Origin of the sequence: Sphingopyxis sp. BE235 (genome assembly GCF_031457175.1) — a bacterium.
In the GTDB taxonomy this organism is placed as follows: Bacteria; Pseudomonadota; Alphaproteobacteria; order Sphingomonadales; family Sphingomonadaceae; genus Sphingopyxis.
Genome location: NZ_JAVDWC010000004.1, coordinates 47795 through 71198, shown reverse-complemented (window position 1 = coordinate 71198; position 23404 = coordinate 47795). Strand labels below are relative to the sequence as shown.

The window sequence follows — 23404 nt, the reverse complement described above, 5'->3', positions numbered from 1 at the left end:
GTAATAACTCCTATGCGCCCCGTTTATTCGGCGGACGGCTGACCGTCAGCGGCTGGGGCCTTTTCGCCCAAGAGCAGCGCGCGCGCAACCAGCAAAAGCACACCGAGCGTGATGCACGCATCGGCGACGTTGAAGATCATGAAGGGGCGAAAATCGCCGAAATGCAGGTCGGCGAAGTCGACGACATAGCCGAAGCGGACGCGGTCGACGATATTGCCGAGCGCGCCGCCGAGGATCATCGCGAGCGCGATCACATCGCCCTTCGCCTGTTCGCGCGTCATCCAGAAGGCGACCGCCGCGGCGACGAGCCCCGTCACCGCGACGAGCGTCCAGCGCGTCGTATCGGTGCAGCTGGCGAACATCGACAGCGAAATCCCGCAATTTTCGGCCCAGGTCAGGTTGAAGAAGCTCGCGAGCTCGATCTGTCCCTTCGGTTCCAGCGACAGCGGGACGGTGACGACCCATTTGGTGATCTGGTCGAGGATGAAGGCGGCCGCGGCAAAGATCAGGCCGAAGCGCAGGTGGGGCGAACGTGAGCTGCTCATGCCGCGGTCAATACCGTGTCGCAGCGATTGCACAAGCTGCCGTCGGCCTCGACCTCGGGCAGGTGGCGCCAGCAGCGGCCGCATTTGTGGTTTTCGGTGCGGGTGACCGCCAGTTCGTCGCCGGCGCGGGCGACCGACACGATGAAGATTTCCTCGAGCGCGGCGGGATCGAGCGTCGGATCGGGGATCGTGACTTCGGCCTCAAGGCTCGACCGGATCGTCTTTTCGCGGCGATAGGGTTCGATCGCCTCGGTCACCGCTTCGCGCTGGGTGCGGACGTTCGCCCATTTGCTCGCGAGCGCGGCGTCGTTCCATGCGGCGTCGACCGTCGGCCATTCGAGCAGATGCACGCTGCCCGCATCGGGATAACGCGTGCCCCACACTTCCTCGGCGGTGAACACCAGCACCGGGGTCGCGTAGCGGACGAGCGCGTGGAACAGCGTGTCGAGCACGCTGCGGTACGCGCGGCGGGTGTCGGTGCCGAGCGGCGCGGCGGGGCCGAGGTCGCAGTAGAGGACGTCCTTGCGGATGTCGAAATAGAAGGCCGACAGATCCTCGTTGCAGAAATCGGCCAGCAGGCGCGTGTAGCCGTTGAAGTCGAAATCATCGACCGCCCGATGCATCTTCGCGTCGAGGTCGGCGAGCAGGCTGAGCATGTAACGCTCCAGCTCGGGCATCGCCGAAACGTCGGTGACGCGTTCCTCATCGGTAAAGCCGTCGAGCGCGCCGAGCAGGTAGCGGAAGGTGTTGCGCAGCTTGCGATACTGGTCGGCGACGCCCTTCAGGATCTCGTCGCCGATGCGGTGGTCCTCGGTGAAGTCGACCGACAGCGCCCACAGGCGGATGATGTCGGCGCCGTTGGTTTCCATCACCTTTACGGGATCGGTCGTGTTGCCGAGCGACTTCGACTGTTTGAAGCCCTTGCTGTCCATCGTGAAGCCGTGCGTCAGCACCGCCTTGTACGGCGCCTGTCCGCGCGTGCCGCAGGACTCCAGCAGCGACGACTGGAACCAGCCGCGATGCTGGTCGCTGCCTTCGAGATAGAGGTCGGCGCTGTGCGTGCTGCCGTCGTGGCGGACGAGCGCGGGCCATTTGCCGCTTTCGAGCACGAAGGCGTGGGTGCAGCCCGAATCGAACCAGACGTCGAGAATGTCGACGATGCGTTCGTAGTTCGCCGCATCATAAGCGTCGCCCAGATATTCCTGCGCGCGCGCGTCGTTCCATGCATCGACGCCGCCCGCCTTCACCGCCGCGACGATGCGGTCGTTCACGATCGGGTCGTTCAGATAATGGCCGGTCTTGCGGTCGACGAACAAAGTGATCGGCACGCCCCAAGCGCGCTGGCGGCTGAGCACCCAGTCGGGGCGCCCCTCGACCATCGAACCGATGCGGTTGCGGCCCTTGGCGGGGACGAAGCGCGTGTCGTCGATCGCCTGCATCGCCGCCTGCCGCAAGGTCGGCGCGTCGCAGAGATCTTCCTCGTGCGGATTGATCGCGCCGCCCTCATTCTCCCAGCGCTTTTCGCGCGGGGTCTTGGGCTCGATGTGCGTCATCACCTTGTCCATCGGCACGAACCATTGCGGGGTGCAGCGATAAATCACCTTGGCCTTCGAGCGCCAGCTGTGCGGGTAGCTGTGCTTATAGTCGGCCGAAGCGGCGAGGAGGCCGCCGGCTTCCTTGAGGTCGGTGCAGATCGGGCCGTCGGGGGCGTTGAACTTGGCGTTGATCACCGAACCCTGACCGGCGAGCCAGCCCCAGTCTTCGCGATATTTTCCGTCGCCCTCGACTGCGAACACGGGGTCGATGCCGTTCGCCTTGCAGAGGTCGAAGTCGTCCTCGCCATGATCGGGCGACATATGGACGAGCCCGGTGCCGCTGTCGGTGGTGACGAAATCGCCCGCGAGGAACGGGCGCGGGCGCGCGAAGAAGCCGCCGAGCGCGTGCATCGGGTGGCGGGCGATGGTGCCGGCGAGGTCGGAACCTTTTACTTCGGATTCCGGTCCAAAGTCTGGATCCCAAAGTTTGCCGGTCATATCCAAACCGAACTCGTTGCGCCCGATTTCGTGTACCTGCTTCGTTACCCGAACGGCAAAATCCCGCGCCAAATCCTTTGCGACAAGATACAGGCGCTTGCCGTTTGTCAGAATGCCGAGTTGCTCTAAACGGGCAAGGAATGCATTACGTGTAACTTCGTCAGTGGCAGGCACATCAACGATCGGTTCCAAGATCGCGTAGGTGATGTCGGGGTTGAAGGCGAGGGCCTGGTTGACGGGAATCGTCCAAGGCGTGGTTGTCCAGATCACCGCGCTGACTGCAAAACCGCGCTTCGCCAAATCCGTCAATAATTCGGAATTGGGGCTTTCGACGATCTCGAACGCGACATCAATCTGCGTCGAGACGATATCCTCATATTCGATCTCGGCCTCGGCGAGCGCGGTCTTTTCGACCGGCGACCACATCACCGGCTTCGCGCCGCGATAGAGCATGTCGTTGGCGGCGAATTTGAGCAGTTCGCGCACGATGGTGGCCTCGGCCTCATAGTCCATCGTCAGGTACGGATGGTCCCAGTCGCCGCCGATGCCGAGGCGCTTCAGCTGTTCGCGCTGGGTGTCGACCCAATGCTGCGCATAGGCGCGGCATTCGGCGCGGAATTCCTCGACCGGAACCTCGTCCTTGTTGAGCTTTTTCTTGCGATATTGCTCCTCGACCTTCCACTCGATCGGCAGGCCGTGGCAGTCCCAGCCGGGGACGTAGGGTGCGTCCTTGCCCTTCAGCGTCTGGGTGCGGACGACCATGTCCTTCAGGATATGGTTGAGCGCATGGCCGATGTGCATGTCGCCATTGGCATAGGGCGGGCCGTCGTGGAGGATGAACTGGTCGCGGCCCTTGCGGCTTTCGCGAATCTGCCCTTCCAGATTGCCCTCGATCCATTTGGCGAGAATCTGCGGCTCCTTCTGCGGCAGGCCGGCCTTCATCGGGAAGTCGGTCTTGGGCAGGAAGACGGTGTCGCGGTAATCGCGCTGTTCGGCGGCGGGCGTGCTCTCGGTCATGCGCGGCCGCTTAGCGCAGATTCGCGTGCGCGCAAACCTTCCTCTCCCCTCGGGGGAGAGGGATGTGGAAGCTTGGCAGCCTGCTGCCTAGCTGGAGCTGGGTGAGGGTATGCGGCGTTGCTGGACCCTCACCCGCTGCGACTAGCGAGCGAGCTCGCAAGTCTCGCTGCCCTCTCCCCCAAGGGGAGAGGGTTTTCACTTCTGCCGCGGACGCAGCGCGGGGCCGAGATTATAGATGTCGTCGATCCACACATAGCCGGTGAAGCTGGCGGGCACCTTGGTCAGTTGACCGACCTCGGACAGCCCCATGCCGCTTTTTTCATCGCCGCGCGGGCCGGTGAGAAGGACGCGCGTGCCATGTTTTGCGGCGCGGTCCTGCAGGCGGTCGGGCCAGCCCCAATAGGCCCATTGATAGTTCAGCGGCACCATGATCGTGCCCCCGGCGCAGCTTGGCGGATACCAGCCCGACCAGCCATATTTGATATAATCGGTCGTGCAGCGCTTGGCCGCGTCGGGGTCCATCGTCCACGCCCTGGGCGCCTTGGCGCGGATCACGTCCATCAGGCGCGCGTTGCCGAAAAAGCCGAAGCGCGGATCGTCGGGGTCGATGCCGGCGCGCGCGAAGGCGGCGAGGACAAGCTCGGCCTCCTTCGGATCGCGCGACTTGAAGTTGATCAGCAGCGAGGCGTGGCCGAGCGCGGCGAGCACTTCGTCGAGGCTGGGCATCAGGCCGACGCCCTTGCCGCGCAGGGGATAGGTCTGGCCGCCGTCGGCTGTATAGCCATAGCCGATATCGAGCGCCTTCAATTCGGCCATCGTGTGGTCGCGGATCTCGCCCTTGCCGTCGGTGCGGCAATCGAGCGTCCAGTCGTGGAAGACCGCGACCTGTCCGTCCTTCGTGGCCGCGACGTCGAACTTGACCATGCCCGCGTCGCGGCCGATCGCCGCCTTCATCGAGGGCAGGCTGTTTTCGATATAGTCATGTTCGGGCGCATTGATGCGCGTCGCGGTGCAGCTCTCGTCGGTGATGCCGTTGTGATCGAACAGCTGCGACACGCCGCGATGCGCGATCAGCACGCGCTTGCCTTGCGCGTCGGGGGCGAGCCAGCTTGCGTTGCTGAGGGTGAACCAGCCGACGATGGCGGCGAAGATCCAGAGCAGGATCTTCGTCCGCCGTTTCATCGGCTTTTTCTTCGGGCCCTCGAGCGCGGCCGCCCAGTCTTCGCTGTCGGTCATCATTCCCCCCTGATTCCCTCTCCCCTTGCGGGAGAGGGCGTGAGACTTGCGAGCTTGCTCGCTAGTCGCAACGGGAGAGGGGGCTGCCTTATCGATAGGAGGCTGCCCCCTCTCCCAGCTGCGCCTAGGCAGCAAGCTGCCAAGGCTGCACAACCCTCTACCGCAAGGGGAGAGGGGTCAAATTTCCGCCAGCAACCGCTTCGCCTCGTCGCAATCCGCCGCGATTTGCGCCATCAGCGTGTCCATGCTGTCGAACTTCGCTTCCGGCCGGATGAAGGCATGGAAGGCGACGTCGATTTCCTGCCCGTAGAGGTCTTCGGCGAAGTCGAAGAAATGCGGTTCGAGCAGCTCCTTGGGCGGGTCGAAGCTCGGGCGGATGCCGAGGTTTGCGGCGCCCTTGAGGATGCGACCGTCGGGGAGTTTTCCGGTGACGGCGTAGATGCCGTAACGCGGGCGCAGATACTGCCCCATTTCGAGGTTCGCGGTCGGGAAGCCGAGCAGGCGGCCGTTCTTGTCACCGTGCTGGACGACATTGCGCACGGTGAAGGGGCGGGTGAGGAGGCGCGTCGCGGCGGCGCAGTCGCCCGCCTGCAGCGCTTCGCGGATGCGGCTCGACGAGACGACTTCCTCGGCGTCGTCGACGGGGGCGACCATTTCGGTGAAGAAGCCGAGGCGGCGGGCATGGTCGGCGAGCGTCACGACATTGCCGCCGCGGCCCTTGCCGAAGACGAAATCAGCGCCGGTCACGACCCCCGCGGCGCCGTAGCGATCGAGCAGCAGCTCGGTGATGAAATCCTCGGCGGTCGTCGCGGCGAGCGTAGCATCGAACGGCAGGACGAGCATCGCGTCGGCGCCCGCGGCGGCGAACAGCTCCTGCCTTTGGTCGAGCGTGGTCAGGCGGAAGGGCGGGACGTCGGGTTTGAAGAAGCGCACCGGATGCGGGTCGAAGGTCGCGACGATCGCGGGGCGGCCCTCGTCCTGCGCATGGCGCACCGCGCGGCCGACGACCGCCTGATGCCCGGCGTGGAAGCCGTCGAAATTGCCGAGCGCGATCACCCCGTCGCGCAGGGGGGCGTCGATGCGGTGGTGGCCGTCGAGGCGGATCATGGGGCCGCTGTAATGGGAAGGGGCGGCGTCAGGGGCACGAGCCCCGCCTTGAGCACGCGGATCGCATTGCCGCCCATCGCGGCGCGGATTTCGTCGTCGCTGAAACCCGCGTCGATCAGCGCCTGCGTGACCTGCACGAGCTTCGACGTGTCGAACCGCACCGTCGTCGCGCCATCATAGTCGCTGCCAAGCGCGACGTGCTGGATGCCGACGAGGTCGCGGACATGCTTCATCGCCTTCGCGATGCTCGCGGGCGAGGTGTCGCACACCGCGGCGTCCCAATAGCCGATGCCGATCAGCCCGCCGGTCGCGGCAACGCCCTTGATCTGCTCGTCGCTGAGGTTGCGGTTGACCTTGCACGTCGCCTGCACCCCGCCATGGCTCGACACGACCGGGCGCCGCGCGATCTTCAAAATGTCGGCGACACAGGCGTTCGAGCAATGCGCGATGTCGACGATCATGCCCTTCGCTTCCATCGTTTCGACAACCTGCCGCCCGATCGGCGTCAGCCCGCCCTTTTTGAGGCCGTGCATCGAACCCGCGAGATCATTGTCGAAGAAATGGGTGAGCCCCGCCATGCGAAACCCGGCGGCGTAGAGAGTGTCGAGATTCGCGAGATTGCCTTCGAGGCCGTGCAGCCCCTCGATGCTGAGCATCGCGCCGACCGGCGGCACCTTACCGCTGCGTTCGGCGAGCAGGGCGTCGAGATTTTCCGGCGTGGTAACCGCGCGCAGCTTGCCGCTCGATGCAGCGACCGCGCGGTGGAGCTTTTCGGCGTGCCAGAGCGAGCGTTCGAGCAGCGAGTTCCATGTCCGCACCGGCTGAAGCTGCGCGATCACGAGGCTGGTGATATTGTCGGTTTCGGCGCTGTTCGCGTCGTAATTCTGGCCCTTCGGCGACTTGGTCGTGCTCGCGAGGATTTGCAGCGCGACGTTGCCGTCCTCGAGCCGCGGCAGGTCCATATGGCCGCGGTCGGCGCGGTCGAGGAAATCGCGCTTCCACAGCAAGGTATCGCTGTGGAGGTCGACGATCGTCAGCGTCCGGTGCAGTGCCTTCGCGCGTTCGCTGACCGTCGGCAGCGGCTTGCCGTCGATCTGGTTCATCCCGCGCTCGAGCATGCCGGGGGCGAGGGCGAAGAAGGCGAGCGCGGCGACCGCGACAACGAGCAATATGCCGATCAGCCAGCGACGCATGGGCCTATTTCCTTGTCAGCGTGACGAAGCTGTACGCCGGGCGGCCGGCGTCGTCGGCCGGGTGATCCTCGCGAGCAGATTCTTTCCAGTCGGCGGCGGCGGGATAGTCGATCACGGCGTCGCCCTTGGGCTCGAGCGCGACTTCGGTCAGCTCGATGCGGTCGGCGAGGGGGAGGAAGAGGCGATAGATTTCGGCGCCGCCGATCACCATCACATGCGGCGCGTTGGCGAGCTTTAGCGCTTCCTCGATCGTTGCCACGGGCTCGGCGCCCTCGTCCTGCCATTCGGGGTCGCGGGTGAGGACGATGTGGCGGCGGCCCTCGAGGATGGCGGGCAGGCTGTCGAAGGTCTTGCGCCCCATGATCATCGGGCGGCCCATCGTGACCTGCTTGAAGCGGCGAAGGTCGGCGGGCAGGTGCCAGGGCATCTTGCCATTCGCGCCGATCACGCCGTTCGATGCGCGCGCGAGGATCAGCGTGATTTCGGGATGATTCATGTGGGAGAAGTTCCAACCCAGGTTGCATGGCCGAGCTTGCGGCCGTCGCGGACTTCGGCCTTGCCATAATGATGGACATGGCAGGCGGGGTCGGTGAGCAGGTCGGGCACCGTCTCGATCCCGCCGCCGATCAGATTGTGCATTACGACCGGCAGCGCCGCGGTGGCGGTGCTGCCGAGCGGCAGGCCGGCGACGGCACGGATGTGATTTTCGAACTGGCTGACCACCGCGCCCTCGATCGTCCAATGGCCGCTGTTGTGGACGCGCGGCGCCATTTCGTTGAAGACGGGGCCGTCGGCGGTAGCGAAAAACTCGCCGGTGAGGACGCCGACATAGTCGAGGGATTCGGCGATCTTTGCCATCAGCGCGCGCGCTTCGTCCTGCTGGTCGAGCACCGCTTGCGTCGGCGGCAGCGTCGAGGTCGCGAGGATGCCGCCTTCGTGGACATTGACGGGCGAGTCCCAGAAGTGGACCTCGCCGTCGATGCCGCGCACGAGCAGCACCGAAAATTCATGGTCGAAGTCGACGAAGCCTTCGAGCACGGCGGCGTGGCGGCCGATGCCGTCCCAGGCGGCGTCGGCGTCGGCCGCGGTCATGATGCGCGCCTGCCCCTTGCCGTCATAGCCCATGCGCACGGTCTTCAGGATCGCGGGTGCGCCGATCTGTTCGAGTGCGGCATCGAGCGATGGGCGGTCGGGCACCGCGGCGAAAGGCGCGGGGCGGCCGCCGAGCCCGGCGACGAAATTCTTTTCGGTCAGCCGGTCCTGTGCGATTTCAAGCCCGGCGGCGCCGGGGTGCACCGCGACATGGCCCGAGAGAAAGCGCACCGTGTCGACGGGTACATTTTCGAATTCATAGGTGACGACGTCGCACGCCGCGGCGAAAGCGGCGAGGCGCGGCTCGTCGTCCCACGCGGCCTGGCTGTGATGCGCGGTGACTTCGGCGGCGACGCTTGTCGCGTCGGGGGCATAGATATGGACCTTGTAGCCGAGCTGCGCCGCCGCAACGGCGAGCATGCGGCCGAGCTGGCCGCCGCCGAGAATGCCGATCGTCGAACCGGGTGGCAGCAAGCGATCAGCCCTCGCGCACGGGGGTGGGGGCGACGCTGTTCGTCTGCGCCTCGCGCCAGGCGTCGAGTTTTTGTGCCAGATTGGCATCATTATTCGCGAGCAGCGCGGCGGCGAAGAGGCCGGCGTTGGTCGCGCCTGCCTTGCCGATCGCAAAGGTCGCGACGGGAATGCCGCCGGGCATCTGGACGATCGAATAGAGGCTGTCGACGCCGCTCAATGCCGCCGACTGGACGGGGACGCCGAGCACCGGCACGCGCGTCATCGACGCGACCATGCCGGGCAGATGCGCGGCGCCGCCGGCGCCCGCAATGATCGCAGCAAGGCCGCGGTCCGCCGCGCTTTTGGCATAGTTTACAAGGCGGTCGGGGGTGCGGTGCGCGGAAACGATCTGCACCTCGTGCGCGATGCCGAACTCTTCGAGGATCTGGACCGCGTGCGCCATCGTCGGCCAGTCCGACTGGCTGCCCATGATGACGCCGACCTGCGGGGCGGTTTCGCCCATTTCAATCCCTCCTGCCCCGGCTTCATCGCGTGTGAATCGCCGCCGATCCCCCCTAGCGACTGGTTTGCGCGCGGGCAACGCCGCGCGATTGATGCCATCGCGTTTACCGATTGGTATCAAGTCGGGACTAGGGTTGCCGCTCAATATCTCGCGGCATTCGGCCGGGGATCGTGGGTTGGGTTCGGGGACGTTGAATGGATAGCGTAGGGGGGGCACGGATCGCGGTCGACCAGTTCGGCACCGTCGCCGTAGACTCCATCGAGGACCAGCTGCGTGAAATACGCCGGGAACGCGATGCATTGCGCCGCGAGAACCGCGTGTTGAAGATCGCCGTCGCCGAGCTCGAACGCGTGTCCGAGCGCGATACGCTGACGCCCTTGTTCAATCGCCGCTATTTCCTGACCGCGATTCACCACCGCATGGCGCGGTTCGAGCGGCACGCCGAACGCGCCGCGGTCGTCTTTATCGACGTCAACCAGCTCAAATATATCAACGACAATTTCGGCCACGCCGCGGGCGATTTCGCGCTGCTGGAAATTGCCAAGCGGCTCGCGGGCTCGATCCGCGCGACCGATGTCGCGGCGCGCATCGGCGGCGACGAATTCGGACTGATCCTCGACCAGTCGAGCGAGGACGGCGCGCGCGTGCAGGTCAACCGGCTCTGCGACGTGCTCACCGCGGCGCCCGCCGAATATGACGGGCACGAGATTGCGCTGTCGGCGTGCTTCGGGGTCGCGATGCTGCAGACGGGGATGACCGAATCGGACATTTTGGCCGCTGCGGACCGCGATATGTATCGCAGCAAGCAGGGGCTGGGCGGGCTGCCCGGCCACCGCTAACCGCGCGTTAACCAAAAAAGCGCATCGTATCCCATGACGACAGGGGGGTGAGATGCGAAACCAGACCGACCCATATCTCGACATCCAGAACCGGATTACCGGACAGATCGGGGCGCTCGCTGAAGCGCTGCCGCACTGTGCGCTCGCGCAGATCGTGCAGGGGATCGACGACATCCGCTGCCTCGCGCGCGACCACGGCTTTGCCGCGGTCGAGACGCTCGCGAGCCGGCTCGAATCGGCGGTCGCGGGCGGCGGTTATCGCGCCGCGATCCTGACATACCTCGACGCGATGAGCGATGCGGCGGCGGTGCCGCAAGGGCCGCTGCCGTCCGCCGTGCAGGAAGCGTGGCTGGCGTCGGTCGCGGTTCGGCTGGGCCATTGACGCCAAACGCCTGACGATTCAGACTTAATCGATGGATGCAATCATGCTTGCGCTGGTGGCGGTGCTGCTCGCCAATGCCGACGGGCGCAGCGGGATCGCGCTGTCGCGGCTGGTGAGCGCGCGCAGCGATCGGCGCGTCACGGTCGTCATCGCTTTTGCCGCTTTCGTCGTCAACGCGGTCATCGCCGCGACCGCGGGCGCGATCGCCAACGGGATGATCGGGCAGGGGGTTGCCGCTCTGCTCGTCGCGCTCGCAATGCTCTCGGCGGCCGCCGCATTGCTGTGGCGGATGAAACCTGCGTTCGATGCGGGCGCCCAGGATGCGTCGCCGGTCATGCTTGCCGGCCGGATGCTCGCAAGCCAGTTCGGCGACCGCAGCCATTTCCTGATCGGCGCGCTCGCCGCGACGAGCGGCGCGGGGCAATGGGCGGCGGCCGGCGGGCTGGTCGGCTGGACGCTGGCGATGCTGCCTTTTCTCGCCTTTGGCCCGCCGCTCGCCGAGCGGCGCGCGGCGCGGAACCTACGCTGGGCGGCGGCGGCGATCCTGATTCTCTGGGGGCTGCGGACCGCGCTGGGGGCGTTCGGACTGATCGGCTGATACGTTGGGTTGGTTCGGTTTCATCGTTTTTGTCGATCAAGCTCACCCAAAGCTTCAATGGGAAACCTGTGCCCCGCTTCGCTATATCGGAGGGACAACAGAAAGGATGCTCCCATGTCCGACAAAAATGACAATGCCCCCGCCGTCGCCGATGCGCTCAACGCGCTGCTCGCCGACAGTTTCGCTCTCTATCTGAAGACCAAAAACTATCACTGGCACGTCCAGGGCCCGCGCTTTCGCGAACTGCACCTGCTGTTCGACGAGCAGGCGGCGCAGATTTTCGCGACGACCGACCTGATCGCCGAGCGCGTGCGCAAAAATGGCGCGCCGACCTTGCGCTCGATCGGCGACGTCAGCCGCCGCGCGTCGATCCGCGATGATGACAGCGCGGGTTCGGATGCCGAGGTGATGATCCGCACGCTGGCCGGCGACAACAAGATTCTGCTGGGTCAGCTCAAGGAAGTGAAGGCCGCCGCCGAGGCCGACGGCGACATCGCGACGAGCGGGCTGGTCGATAGCTGGGCCGACGAGGCGCAGCAGCGGATCTGGTTTCTGGAAGCAACGCTGGGCTATTGATGGCGCAAGCCAGATTAGACGTGGCCCATTCGTCATCCCGGGCTTGACCCGGGATCCCGCTTTTTGAGTATCGACTGGCTTCGGTCGCAAGCGGGGTCCCGGATCAAGTCCTGGGTGACGATGAATGACCGCTTGTCGCTCGAAAGCGGCGGGTTCCTCATGGCAAACAAAAAAGGGCGGCCCGAGAGCCGCCCTTTTCGTTTTCTGTCCGACCGATCAGTCCTGATGCGGCTGGATGTTCACCGCGGCGAACTTGCCGCGGTCGTCGACTTCGATGTCGAACGCGACGCGGTCGCCTTCGTCGAGGCCCGCCATGCCGGCGCGCTGGACCGCGCTGATGTGGACAAAGGCATCGGCCTGTCCGTCGTCGCGCGCGATAAAGCCGAAGCCCTTCGTCGTGTTGAAGAATTTGACGGTGCCCGAGGTGCGTTCACCGGTCAGCTGACGACGGCCGCGGGCACCGCCCGGGGCGCCGCCGGGTGCGCCGCGATCTTCGCGTGCACGCGGAGCGAATTCCTCGACCGGCATCGGCTCGCCTTCGATCTTGAGATCGATGGCCGAAACCTTGCCATTGCGTTCGACGAGCGTGAAGCCGAGCGGCTGGCCCGAAGCGAGACCCTGAAGCCCGGCCTGTTCGACTGCGCTGATGTGGACGAACACGTCTTCGCCGCCATCGTCGCGGGCGACGAAACCGAAGCCCTTCGATGCGTTGAAGAATTTCACCGTGCCATTGCCTTCGCCGACGACCTGCGCGGGCATGCCGCCGCCACGTCCGCCGCCGAAGCCACCGCCGCCGCCACGATCGCCGCCGCCGAAGCCGCCGCGGTCGCCGCCGCCGAAGCCGCCGCCACGATCACCGCCGCCGAAGCCGCCGCGGTCGCCGAAGCCACCACCGCGATTGCCGCCGCCATAGCTGTCGCCGCCATAGGGTGCAGGTTCGAAGCTGTCGAAATTGCCGAAATCATCGCGCTTGCCGCGCCCCCGCTGGCCGCGGCGATCCTTGTTGAAACTCATTGTCTAATAGTCGCTTTCGGTTCGTCCATACCCCATTCGATCAGCGCCTTGCGTCGGACGGGGACGCAGTTCACCATGGGCACAGACTCGCCCCGTGCCTCTAACGGCGCAATATATAGCCTAAATGAACGCCATCTGCGAACGGAAAATTCAAGTCCCGGCGGTGGAATAGAGCGCGCTTTGCCGCAGCCCCGCGGCGCGCGGTCTACGCGCACGAAAACCAGTCATTGAGCGGCAAGGCCGCTTGGCCTAAGGCGACCTTATGACTGTCTATTTCCACGAAGAAGATTTGCCCGAGGGCGTGCTGGGTCCGGGCGCGGTTGCGATCGATACCGAGACCATGGGGCTGAACCCGCTGCGCGACCGGCTGTGCCTTGTCCAGATCAGCGACGGGTCGGGCGACGAGCATCTCGTCCGCTTCAAGCCCGGCAGCAGCTATGACGCGCCGGTGCTGAAGGCGATATTGACCGATCCCAACCGGTTGAAATTATTCCATTTTGCGCGCTTCGACATCGCGGCGCTACAGCAGGCGCTCGGCGTCGTCACCGCGCCCGTCTATTGCACCAAGATCGCCTCGAAGCTGATCCGCACCTACACCGACCGCCATGGCCTGAAGGAACTGGTGCGCGAACTCCTGGGGCAGGAAGTGTCGAAGCAGCAGCAGTCGAGCGACTGGGGTGCTGCCGAACTCAGCGACGCGCAGCGCGACTATGCCGCGAGCGATGTGCGGTTCCTGCACGCGATGAAGGATATCCTCGACATGCGGCTGGCGCGCGAAGGGCGCACCGGCCTCGCGCAGTCCTGCTTCGATTTCCTGCCGACGCGCGCGGCGCTCGATCTCGCGGGTTGGCCCGAGGTCGATATTTTCGCGCACACCTGAAGAGGCGATTCGCAAGAGCATGTCCGAACGCGCCGATCTTGACCGCACGATGCGCCGCATGTGGGCGGCGAGCGGGTCGAGCCACGACCGCGTCGTGCGCATCCTGCGTTACGGCCTGCCGCTCGTCATCGGCGTCGTCGCGGCGGTGCTCGTCTTCTCGCCCTTCACTCAGCGCGCCGAGATCAGTTTCCTCTTGTCCAAGGACAAGGTCGAGATGGCCAAGGAGCGGATGAAGGTGACGCGCGCCGAATATCGCGGCCAGGACGCGAAGGGGCAGCCGTTCGCGCTGCTCGCGGGCAGCGCGGTCCAGAAAAGCTCGGCCGAGCCGATCGTGCGGATGACCGACCTGTCGGGGGCGATCAAGCTCACCGATGGCCCGGCGACGATCGTCGCGAAGGACAGCGCCTATAATATGGAGACCGAAAAGGTGGCGGTGCCCGGGCTGGTGCAGGTCAAGAGCGCCAATGGCTATCGCATCGACGCGAGCAATGTCGCGGTCGATTTGAAGACGCGTAGTCTCGCCGGGCAGGGCGGCGTCAACGGAAGTTTGAACATCGGCCATTTTTCGGCCAACCAGCTGTTCGCCGACCTCGACAAGCGGGTCGTTCGCCTGCAGGGCAATGCGCGGCTGCGGATCAATCAGGGAGTGCTCAAATGAACCGCGTATCGCCGATGAAGAGCGTGGCGCTTGCGGGCGCCGGCTTTGCACTTGCCAGCCTTGCCTTGCTGTCATCGGGTAGCGGCGGCGACGCCGCGCAAGCGCAGGCGCTCGCCAATCACAACAGCGGCGCGCCGGTCGATTTCGCCGCGGGCAGCATCGAGGTGCAGGACCGCGCCGACCGCGTCGTTCTGGAGGGCAATGTCCGCGTCACGCAGGCGGGACTGACCGTCACCGCACCGCGGATGACCGTCGCCTACACGCGGAGCGGCGGCACCGACGTCAACCGGCTCGACGCCACCGGCGGCGTGACGGTGGTGAAAGGCGACGAGACGGCGAAGGGCAATGTCGCCATTTACGACCTCGACCGTCGGCTAATCACGATGGTCGGCAATGTCGAACTGCGCCAGCGCGGAAACAATCTGCGCGGCGGGCGGCTGGTGATCGATCTCAACAGCGGGCGCGCGACGGTCGACGGGCGCGGCGCGGCGCGCGGTCCCGACGGCAACCCGGTGCAGGGCGGCACGGGCGGGCGCGTCACCGGCACCTTCACCGTACCGGAAAGAAAGCAGTAACCAACGCCTTTAACCGGGCTGCAACCACGCGCCTTCACCAAGGGTGCGGGACCAGATCATCCGCGGAGCCGGGGGGCGACGCCGCATAGTCGAAAGCAGCCCCCATGCGCTTTTCCCCGATCGTCCCGCCCCGGCGTCCCCTGTTCGGCCGCCGCCAGGAACCCCCTGTGGTAATCGTGCCGACCCCGACATCCGAAGAGCGGCGGCTGATCGACCGCATCATTCGTCACGCGGGCTATCGCGAGTCGCGGTAGCTGTTCCCCGGCGAAAGCCGGGGTCCATTGCGTCTCACGCCAAGCCCGCTGGGCCCCGGCTTTCGCCGGGGAACACCAGGCGTTGTTAGTGTGGCTCTTCCCCCCTACATGGGGCGCGCATGCCGCCTGACACCTCCACTTCCGCCGACGCCTCGCGTGAGCCGCCCGTCCTTGCGACGCTGCGGCGCTTCCTGCCCTATCTGTGGCCGGCGGGGCAGACCGAGGCGAAGGTCCGCATAGTCCTCGCGGGCCTCATCGTGCTCGCGTCGAAGGGCGTGCAGCTGTCGATGGGCTTCCTTTATGGCGCCGCAATCGACAAGATGGCGCCAGGCATGGAGCAGGGCGTCGCGCTCGCGATCGGGCTCGTCCTCGCCTACGCCGGCGCACGCTTTGCCGGAGTGCTGTTCGACAATTTGCGCAATGTCGTGTTCGAACGCGTCGGGCAGGATGCGACGCGCGAGCTCGCGATCACGACCTTCAGCCACCTGCATGCGCTGAGCCTGCGCTTCCACCTCGCGCGGCGGACGGGCGAGGTCACCAAGGTGATCGAGCGCGGCACCAAGAGCATCGACACGATGCTCTATTTCCTGCTGTTCAACATCGCGCCGACGATCGTCGAACTCGCCGCGGTGCTGATCATCTTCTGGACCAAATTCAGCTTCGGCCTCGCCAGCGCGACCGCGTTGATGGTCGTCGTCTATATCATCTTCACGCGCAAGGTGACCGACTGGCGCAACGCGCTGCGCACGCGGATGAACGACCTCGACACGCTGACGATCGGGCGCAGCGTCGACAGCCTGCTCAATTACGAGACGGTCAAATATTTCGGCGCCGAGGCGCGCGAGGAGGCGCGCTACCGCGATGTCGCCGATCAATATGCGCGCGCCGCGGTGAAGAGCGAGAACAGCCTCGCGTGGCTGAACATGGGGCAGAGCCTGATCACCAATATCGCGCTCGCCGGCGCGATGGCGTACACCGTGTGGGGCTGGTCGCGGGGGCAGTTCCAGGTCGGCGACGTGGTGCTGGTGAACACGCTCTTGGCCCAACTCTTCCGCCCGCTCGATATGCTCGGCATGGTTTACCGCGTGATCCGCCAGGGGCTGATCGACATGGAGGCGATGTTCCGCCTGATCGACACCCCGTCCGAGATCAGCGATGCGCCGGACGCCTGGCCGCTCGTCGTGAACGGCGGCGCGGTAGCGTTCGAGAATGTCGTTTTCGGCTACGAGCCCGACCGAACGATTTTGAACGGCGTGAGCTTCGCGGTCGGCGCGGGCGAGACGTTGGCGATCGTCGGCCCGTCGGGCGCGGGCAAGTCGACGATCGCGCGGCTGCTCTTCCGCTTCTATGACCCGCAGGGCGGACGGATCATGATCGACGAGCAGGATATCGCCAAGGTCACGCAGAAGAGCCTGCGCGCCGAGATCGGCATCGTCCCGCAGGACACGGTGCTGTTTAACGACAGCATCGGCTACAACATCGCCTATGGCCGCGAAGGCGCCAGCGCGGATGAAATCGCGGCGGCGGCCGAGGGCGCGGCGATCGACGGCTTCATCGCGATCCTGCCGCAAGGCTATGACACCGAGGTCGGCGAACGCGGGCTGAAGCTGTCGGGCGGCGAAAAGCAGCGCGTCGCGATCGCGCGCACCCTGCTCAAGAACCCGCCGGTGCTGATTTTGGACGAAGCGACGAGCGCGCTCGACAGCCGCACCGAAGCGGCGATCCAGGACACGCTCGAACGCATCGCCGCGCGGCGAACGACGCTGGTGATCGCGCACCGGCTGTCGACGGTGACGGGCGCCGACCGGATCGTGGTGCTCGACAAGGGGCGTGTCGCCGAAACCGGCACGCACGACCAGCTGCTGCGGATGCGCGGGCTTTACGCCGACATGTGGGCGCGGCAGCAGGCGGAGCGCGACGAGGGAACCGTCGAGGCTTAGGGGCCGTCGGCGCGCCGACCGCCGTATTTACAATTTTGTAAGTGATTTCCGTCCATTGGACCTTCGGGGACCAATCCGTCGCGTGGACGGATGTCGAGGCGAAAGGCGGGGATCTTGATCAGGCTGGCGATGTGTATCGCGATCGACCACGATCCGTGGCTCGTCGCGCTGGCGGTTGCGATCTGCGGCGTCGGCGCCTTTGCGATCGTGCAGATGTTCGAACGCGCGCGCGATGCGCAGCGAAAGCAGGGGATCGCCTGGGCGTTCCTGGTCGCGGTCGCCGCCAGCGCGACGATCTGGTGCACCCATTTCGTCGCCATGCTCGCCTTTGAGGCGAAGGCGCCGGTCACGCTCGATCCCGTGCTGACCATCGCCTCGCTGATGGTCGCGATGGTCGGCTCGTTCATCGGCTTCGCGGTCGCCGCGTGGGGCAAGGATGAAGTTTTTGGTGCGATCGGCGGGGCGCTGTTCGGCGGCGCCATTGCGGCGATGCATTTCACCGGCATGACCGCCTATCGCGTCGACGGAATCGTCGCCTGGGATGACGCCTATGTCGCCGCGGCGGTGATTTGCGGCATGGTTTTTGCCGCAGCCGCGCTGACGGTGCTCCGCACGAGCCGGGCGGTGCGCGGCCGTGTGCCGCTGGCGACGGGGCTGATCGTGCTTGCGATTGCCTCGCTCCATTTCCTGGCGATGACCGCGATGCGAATCACGCCGATGGCGCTCGACGAAACGCCGCTGCGTCCGGCCGAATTCAACGCGCTGGCGCTCGCGACGGTGCTCGTCGGCGGGATCGTGATCGCGGCGGGGGTCTTCGCGGCGATGCTCGATCGCCAGACACGCTCGGAGGCGATGCGCGAGCTGACGCATATGGCGATGAACGATGCGCTGACCGGCCTCCCCAATCGCACCGCCTTTCGCACCGAACTGGCGCGGCAGATCGGCGGCGCGATCGTGAAGGGCGAGCGCGTCGGGCTGTGCGCGATCGATCTCGACCGCTTCAAGGAAATCAACGACGTCCACGGCCACAAGGCGGGCGACGAGGTGCTCGCGCGGCTCGCAGGGCGGATGCGCGAGACGCTCGGGCATAATGAATTCGTAGCGCGGCTCGGCGGCGACGAGTTCGTCGCGCTGACGCGCTTTACCGATCGCACGCAGCTGGCTGCGTTCGCGGCGCGGCTCGATGCCGAGCTGAAGGCGCCGCTCGCCTTCCCCGATTTCGAGGCGCGTCTCGGTGCGAGCATCGGCGTCGCGGTGTTCCCTGACGATGCGGCGACCGCCGAGATGCTGTCGAACAACGCCGACCTTGCCATGTATCGCGCCAAGGCCGATGCCGCGACCGCGCCCTGCTATTATGACTGGCAGCTCGACGAGGCGATCCGCGACCAGCGCGAACTCGCCGCCGACCTTCGGGGAGCGATCGACCGCGACGAACTCGACGTCCATTATCAGGTCCAGACCTCGGTCACGACGGGCGAGGTCACCGGATATGAGGCGCTGCTGCGCTGGGCGCACCCGGTTCGCGGGGCGATTCCGCCGGCGGTGTTCATCCCGCTGGCCGAGGCGAACGGCTTTATCCTGGCGCTGGGCGAATGGGTGATGCGGCGCGCTTGCACCGATGCGGCGGCGTGGCCGCACGCGTCGAAGGTCGCGGTCAATGTGTCGCCGCTCCAGCTGGCGCATGTGGACCTGCCGCGCCTGTTCCATCAGATATTGCTCGATACCGGCTTGCCGCCAAGGCGTCTGGAAATCGAGCTGACCGAAACCGCGATCATCGCCGACCGCGAACGCGCGTTGCACGTGCTGCGCCAGATCAAGGCGCTCGGCATCGGCGTCGCGCTCGACGATTTCGGCACGGGCTATTCGTCGCTGGAAACCCTGCGCGCCTTTCCGTTCGACAAGATCAAGCTCGACCGCTTCTTCGCCGCCGAGCTCGAGGGCAATATCCAGTCGACCGCGATCCTCCGCGCGGTGCTCGCGCTCGGCAAAAGCCTGTCGATCCCGATCCTGGCCGAGGGGATCGAGACGGCCGAACAGCTCGACGTGCTCCGCCGCGAAGGCTGCGACGAGGCGCAGGGCTTCCTGATCGGGCGGCCCGGCCGTTCGGTTCCGGCCGGCGGCGAGGGCGATACGTCCGGTCAGGTGTGTGCAGCCTGAGCCGCGGCGAGCCAATCGCAACTAAATTACTTGCCTTGGGTTGACCCCGCGCGCCCGCGCACTTTACGCAGGGGGCCATGCCGCATGACACCAGCCTGATCGGAACCATCGTCGCCGGGCTGGGTGTGGCGTTCCTGATGGGGGCGCTGGCGCACCGGCTCAGGATATCGCCGATCGCGGGCTATCTGCTCGCGGGGGTGCTCGTCGGGCCGTTTACGCCGGGGATCGTTGCCGACACCGGGCTCGCGCTCCAGCTTGCCGAGATCGGCGTGATCCTGCTGATGTTCGGGGTCGGGCTGCATTTTTCGCTGAAAGACCTGCTGTCGGTGCGCAAGATCGCGGTGCCGGGAGCGATCGCGCAAATCGCGGTCGCGACCGCGCTCGGCATGATGCTCGGGCTGTGGCTCGGCTGGCCGGTCGAGGGCAGCATCGTCTTTGGCCTGGCACTGTCGGTCGCGTCGACCGTCGTGCTGCTCCGCGCGCTGCAGGCGCGCGACATGGTCGAGACCGAAAAGGGGCGGATCGCGGTCGGCTGGCTGATCGTCGAGGATCTCGTGATGGTGCTCGCGCTCGTGCTGTTGCCCGCGATGTTCGGCGACCGCGGCGATGAGGGGGGCTCTGCGGGGCTGCTGCAATCGGCGGCGATCGTGCTGCTCAAGGTCGTCGGCTTCGGCGCCTTCATGTTCGTGATCGCGCGGCGGGTGCTGCCGTGGGTGCTCCACTGGGTCGCGCATTCGGGGTCGCGCGAGCTGTTCCGCCTCGCGGTGCTCGCGATCGCGCTCGGGGTCGCGTTCGGCGCGGCGGTGATTTTCGATGTGTCGTTTGCATTGGGCGCCTTCTTCGCGGGCATGATCCTCGGCGAAACGCAGCTGTCGCGGCGCGCCGCCGAAGAGACGCTGCCGCTGCGCGATGCGTTCGCGGTGCTGTTCTTCGTGTCGGTCGGCATGCTCTTCGATCCCAAGGTGCTCGTCGAGCAACCGGGGCCGGTGCTGGCGACGGTGGCGATCATCATTCTCGGCAAGTCGGTCGCCGCCTACGCGCTCGTCCGTGCCTTCGGGCATCATTCGGGGACCGCGCTGACGGTGTCGGTTAGCCTTGCGCAAATTGGCGAATTTTCGTTCATTCTCGCGGGGCTGGGGGTAGGCCTGAAAGTGCTGCCCGAAACGGGGCGCGACCTGATCCTCGCGGGGTCCTTGCTGTCGATCCTGTTCAACCCGATCCTCTTCTCGCTCGCGGTAAAATATATGCGCGACGCGGAGGCCGAGGAGGAAGAAGCGGAGGCGGAGGGCGAGGTTGCGCCCGCGCCGTGCAACGCCGGCGTCGTGCTGATCGGCTATGGCCGCGTCGGCAGCCATATCGGCAGCCTGATCTGCGGGCGCGGCGAGGGGCTGACGGTGATCGAGGACCAGAAGGATATGGCCGCGGCGGCGCGCGAAGCGGGGGCGACGGTGATCGTCGGCGACGCGACGAAGGAAAGCATTTTGCGGCAGGCGGGGCTCGACATCGCGTCGACCCTGCTGATCGCGATCCCCGAGGGGGTCGAGGCCGGCGCGATCGTGCGGCGCGCGCGCGCGATCAATCCCAAGCTGGTGATCGTCGCGCGCGCGCATTCGGACGAGGAGGTCGACGATCTGGTGCGCCGCGGCGCCGACCATGTCGTGATGGCCGAACGCGAGACCGCGTCGCGGATGGCCGAGCGGGCGATGCTGACGCTGGCTTAGACCAGCCTTCAGTTCCGTTCGTGTCGAGCGAAGTCGAGACACCTATCGGCGTCGCGCAAGGTCGAGAGGCATCTCGACTTCGCTCGATGCGAACGGAAAAGGATTGAAATGGTTGAGGTCGGGGCTTCCCCCGCTCCCCCAAACTTCCTATCGCCATCGCAATGTCCGCCGACGCTCTCCTCCCTTTGCTCAAATCCACTTTCGGTTTCGACGCCTTCCGTGGCCGCCAGGGCGAGGTCGTCGATCGCGTGATGGCGGGCGCGCGGACGCTCGCGGTGATGCCGACGGGGGCGGGCAAGTCGCTGACGTACCAGCTGCCCGCGGTCGCGCTGAACGGCTGCGTCGTCGTCGTGTCGCCGCTGATCGCGCTGATGCACGACCAGCTGCGCGGTGCGCGCGCGGCGGGGATTCGCGCCGCGAGCCTCACCAGCGTCGATGCCGACTGGGCCGAGACGCGGCAGGCGTATCGCGACGGCCAGCTCGACCTCTTGTACGTCGCGCCCGAGCGCGCGACGGGCGAGGGGTTTCGTACCTTGCTCGAGGCGCAGACGCCGGCGCTGTTCGCGATCGACGAGGCGCATTGCGTGTCCGAATGGGGGCATGATTTTCGTCCCGATTACCGCCTGCTGCGCCCGCTGCTCGATGCCTTTCCGGCGGTGCCGCGGCTCGCGCTGACCGCAACCGCCGACAAGCACACGCGCGAGGATATTCTCGTCCAGCTCGGGATTCCTGCCGACGGGCTGATCCTTGCGGGCTTTGACCGGCCGAACATTCGCTATGCGGTGCGTCCGCGCGTGAGCCCCGCGAAGCAGCTGGTCGATTTCATCGCCGCCAATCCGGGGCCGGGGATTGTCTATGCCCCGACCCGAAACGGCACCGAGCGGCTCGCCGAGCAGATCGCGGCGGCGACGGGGCGCAGCGTCGCCGCCTATCACGCGGGGCTCGACCCCGAGCGGCGCGCGCAGGTGCAGCATGATTTCGTTGCGTCGGAGGACGGCATCGTCACCGCTACGGTCGCCTTCGGCATGGGGATCGACAAGCCCGACGTGCGCTTCGTCGCGCACGCCGGCCTGCCGAAATCGATCGAGAGCTATTATCAGGAAACGGGGCGCGCGGGGCGCGACGGCGACCCCGCCGAGGCGATGATGCTGTGGGGCGCCGACGATTTCGCACGTGCAAGAATGCGGCTTTCGGAGCTGCCCGAGGGGCGCGTTGCGGGCGAGCGGGTGCGGCTCAACGCGCTCGCGGCGCTGGTCGAGACGGTTGAATGCCGTCGCGCGCTGCTGTTGCGGCACTTTGGCGAGAACCCGCCCGAACGCTGCGGCAATTGCGACAATTGCCTCGAGCCCTCGGCGCAGGTCGATGCGACCGTGCTCGCGCAGAAGCTGCTCAGCGCGGTGTATCGCACCGGGCAGAGCTTTGGCGCGGGGCATATCGAGGCGGTGCTGACCGGGCGGAGCGACGAGCGGATCGCGAGCCGCGGGCACGACAAATTGTCGGTGTTCGGGATTGTCGCGGGCGAGGAAGCGCGGCTGATCAAGCCGCTGGTGCGCAGCCTGATGGCGCGCGAGGCGCTCGACACCACCGAGCATGGCGGGCTGATGCTCGGCCCGGCGGCGCGCGCGATGATGAAGGGCGAGACCGCGGTGCTTATGGCCGAACCGCCGGTGAAGCGGACGCAGCGCGAGGGTGGGCGGACGAGCCGCGCCGACCGCGCGGCGGCGAACCCCGTTGGCGATCCGCTGTTCGATGCGCTGCGCACGATGCGGCGCGAACTCGCCGCCGAGGCCGGGGTGCCGCCCTATGTGATCTTCCACGACGCGGTGCTGCGCGCGATGGCGAGCGGGCGGCCCGCGACGCGGAGCGCGCTGGCGGACATCCCCGGCGTCGGGGGCAAGAAGCTCGAGGCGTGGGGCGATGCGTTCCTGAATGTGATCCGGCAATTTTGAGCCGATCGTCGGCTAGCCCGGCGAAATGAACGAAACGATGTCGCTGCGCAGCGTCCAGCCGAGCCGTTCGTAGAGCGCCTTGCCGTCGGCTGTGGCGACCAGCAGGCATTCGGTGGCGCCGCGGCGAAGGGCGCAGCGGCCGAGTTCGGCCATGATCGCCGAGCCGAGCCCGCGGCGGCCGAACTGCGGTTCGGTGACGATCTGGTCGTAGACGGCGGTGGTGCCGTGGATGCCGAGAACGCCGCGCGCGGCGGGCGAGCCGTCGACGTGCCTAGCGATCGCCTCGAAACGGTCGGCGCTTTCATCGACCTCGAATATGAAATCGGGCGTGGGCCGCGCCGGCGGCATGTCGGTTCCGGTCGCCATCAGCCACATCGGATCGCGCGGCTGCCAATTTGGCGGAATATGCTGGAGAATCGCATCGCGCGGGGCCGCGAAGTCGACATAGATGTGGGGCGCATCAACCGCAGCGAAGGCGGCGGCTGCGGCTTCGCCCGACGCATTCCCGAGGATGAAGCGGCCGGCCTGGTCGGGCTTGCCGACATCGAACCACAGCGCCGAGGGAAGCGTGGCGGCAACAGGTTGGGCGTATTCACGGGCCGCGCAGTAACCGAAGGCCCAATCGAAATGTTCGTTCATGGTCGCGACCATAGGTGATGCGC

General features: G+C 66.4%; 22 protein-coding genes. 12 read left to right on the top strand and 10 right to left on the bottom strand.

All coding sequences use genetic code 11. From position 1 onward, the window contains the following. Positions 1–23 precede the first annotated feature (23 nt). From lspA to purE, 8 genes are all read right to left on the bottom strand, one after another. Positions 24–545: a signal peptidase II gene (gene lspA / locus J2X38_RS16720; RefSeq protein ID WP_058537519.1), complete on the bottom strand. Its 522-nt coding sequence runs from the start codon at positions 543–545 to the stop codon at positions 24–26. Beyond that, on the bottom strand, positions 542–3595 hold the full coding sequence (locus J2X38_RS16715; RefSeq protein WP_310255626.1) for an isoleucine--tRNA ligase: 3054 nt from the start codon (positions 3593–3595) through the stop codon (positions 542–544). Before J2X38_RS16715 ends, lspA begins: the two co-directional genes overlap by 4 nt. Before the next feature lie 195 nt (positions 3596–3790). Then, positions 3791–4831, bottom strand: coding sequence for a glycerophosphodiester phosphodiesterase family protein (locus J2X38_RS16710; protein ID WP_310255624.1), 1041 nt, complete (start codon positions 4829–4831; stop codon positions 3791–3793). Between the two features lie 177 nt (positions 4832–5008). After that, entirely contained in the window at positions 5009–5938 is a 930-nt protein-coding gene (locus tag J2X38_RS16705) for a bifunctional riboflavin kinase/FAD synthetase (RefSeq protein ID WP_310255622.1), read from the bottom strand. Continuing rightward, positions 5935–7131, bottom strand: coding sequence for a dipeptidase (locus tag J2X38_RS16700; RefSeq protein WP_310255620.1), 1197 nt, complete (start codon positions 7129–7131; stop codon positions 5935–5937). The genes J2X38_RS16705 and J2X38_RS16700 overlap by 4 nt, the downstream gene beginning before the upstream one ends. A 4-nt stretch (positions 7132–7135) precedes the next feature. Continuing rightward, positions 7136–7627, bottom strand: a complete 492-nt coding sequence (locus tag J2X38_RS16695) for a dihydrofolate reductase (RefSeq protein WP_310255618.1) — start codon at positions 7625–7627, stop codon at positions 7136–7138. After that, positions 7624–8697: a 5-(carboxyamino)imidazole ribonucleotide synthase gene (locus tag J2X38_RS16690; RefSeq protein WP_310255616.1), complete on the bottom strand. Its 1074-nt coding sequence runs from the start codon at positions 8695–8697 to the stop codon at positions 7624–7626. The genes J2X38_RS16695 and J2X38_RS16690 overlap by 4 nt, the downstream gene beginning before the upstream one ends. Positions 8698–8701: 4 nt before the next feature. Further along, a complete protein-coding gene (gene purE / locus J2X38_RS16685) occupies positions 8702–9199 on the bottom strand; it encodes a 5-(carboxyamino)imidazole ribonucleotide mutase (RefSeq protein ID WP_058537527.1) in 498 nt (165 codons plus the stop codon). A 194-nt stretch (positions 9200–9393) separates the two neighbouring features. Here purE and J2X38_RS16680 point away from each other — a divergent pair, with 194 nt between their 5' ends. The 4 genes from J2X38_RS16680 (at position 9394) to J2X38_RS16665 (ending at position 11594) form a co-directional block, all read left to right on the top strand. Beyond that, the gene (locus J2X38_RS16680; RefSeq protein ID WP_058537528.1) at positions 9394–10038 is read left to right on the top strand and encodes a GGDEF domain-containing protein; all 645 of its coding nucleotides are present in this window, start codon (positions 9394–9396) and stop codon (positions 10036–10038) included. Between the two features lie 52 nt (positions 10039–10090). Continuing rightward, on the top strand, positions 10091–10420 hold the full coding sequence (locus tag J2X38_RS16675; protein ID WP_137889780.1) for a hypothetical protein: 330 nt from the start codon (positions 10091–10093) through the stop codon (positions 10418–10420). A 43-nt stretch (positions 10421–10463) separates the two neighbouring features. Beyond that, a complete protein-coding gene (locus J2X38_RS16670) occupies positions 10464–11018 on the top strand; it encodes a hypothetical protein (RefSeq protein ID WP_310255609.1) in 555 nt (184 codons plus the stop codon). Between the two features lie 114 nt (positions 11019–11132). Next, complete coding sequence (locus J2X38_RS16665; RefSeq protein ID WP_310255607.1) at positions 11133–11594, top strand: DNA starvation/stationary phase protection protein; 462 nt, start codon at positions 11133–11135, stop codon at positions 11592–11594. A gap of 216 nt (positions 11595–11810) precedes the next feature. Here the strand turns inward: J2X38_RS16665 and J2X38_RS16660 are convergent, their stop codons facing one another. Next, the gene (locus tag J2X38_RS16660) at positions 11811–12608 is read right to left on the bottom strand and encodes a cold-shock protein (protein WP_058537532.1); all 798 of its coding nucleotides are present in this window, start codon (positions 12606–12608) and stop codon (positions 11811–11813) included. A 262-nt stretch (positions 12609–12870) separates the two neighbouring features. Here J2X38_RS16660 and J2X38_RS16655 point away from each other — a divergent pair, with 262 nt between their 5' ends. From J2X38_RS16655 to recQ, 8 genes are all read left to right on the top strand, one after another. Beyond that, positions 12871–13488 carry a ribonuclease H-like domain-containing protein gene (locus tag J2X38_RS16655; RefSeq protein ID WP_310255604.1) on the top strand — a complete coding sequence of 206 codons (618 nt, stop codon included), beginning with the start codon at positions 12871–12873 and terminating at the stop codon, positions 13486–13488. A gap of 19 nt (positions 13489–13507) precedes the next feature. Beyond that, complete coding sequence (gene lptC / locus J2X38_RS16650) at positions 13508–14146, top strand: LPS export ABC transporter periplasmic protein LptC (RefSeq protein WP_058537534.1); 639 nt, start codon at positions 13508–13510, stop codon at positions 14144–14146. Beyond that, entirely contained in the window at positions 14143–14721 is a 579-nt protein-coding gene (locus J2X38_RS16645; protein WP_171013430.1) for an LptA/OstA family protein, read from the top strand. Before lptC ends, J2X38_RS16645 begins: the two co-directional genes overlap by 4 nt. A 104-nt stretch (positions 14722–14825) precedes the next feature. Continuing rightward, positions 14826–14975, top strand: a complete 150-nt coding sequence (locus J2X38_RS16640; protein ID WP_156419591.1) for a hypothetical protein — start codon at positions 14826–14828, stop codon at positions 14973–14975. 119 nt (positions 14976–15094) lie between these two features. After that, positions 15095–16915 (top strand): ABC transporter ATP-binding protein/permease, encoded by a 1821-nt coding sequence (locus J2X38_RS16635; protein WP_310255600.1) that lies wholly within the window; start codon positions 15095–15097, stop codon positions 16913–16915. Between the two features lie 114 nt (positions 16916–17029). Beyond that, positions 17030–19072 carry an EAL domain-containing protein gene (locus J2X38_RS16630; protein WP_310255598.1) on the top strand — a complete coding sequence of 681 codons (2043 nt, stop codon included), beginning with the start codon at positions 17030–17032 and terminating at the stop codon, positions 19070–19072. Positions 19073–19149: 77 nt separating this feature from the next. Continuing rightward, a complete protein-coding gene (gene ybaL, locus J2X38_RS16625) occupies positions 19150–20793 on the top strand; it encodes a YbaL family putative K(+) efflux transporter (RefSeq protein WP_310255595.1) in 1644 nt (547 codons plus the stop codon). A gap of 161 nt (positions 20794–20954) precedes the next feature. Then, the gene (gene recQ, locus J2X38_RS16620) at positions 20955–22742 is read left to right on the top strand and encodes a DNA helicase RecQ (RefSeq protein ID WP_310255593.1); all 1788 of its coding nucleotides are present in this window, start codon (positions 20955–20957) and stop codon (positions 22740–22742) included. A gap of 12 nt (positions 22743–22754) precedes the next feature. Here the strand turns inward: recQ and J2X38_RS16615 are convergent, their stop codons facing one another. Further along, positions 22755–23381, bottom strand: a complete 627-nt coding sequence (locus tag J2X38_RS16615) for a GNAT family N-acetyltransferase (protein ID WP_310255592.1) — start codon at positions 23379–23381, stop codon at positions 22755–22757. Positions 23382–23404 lie beyond the last annotated feature (23 nt).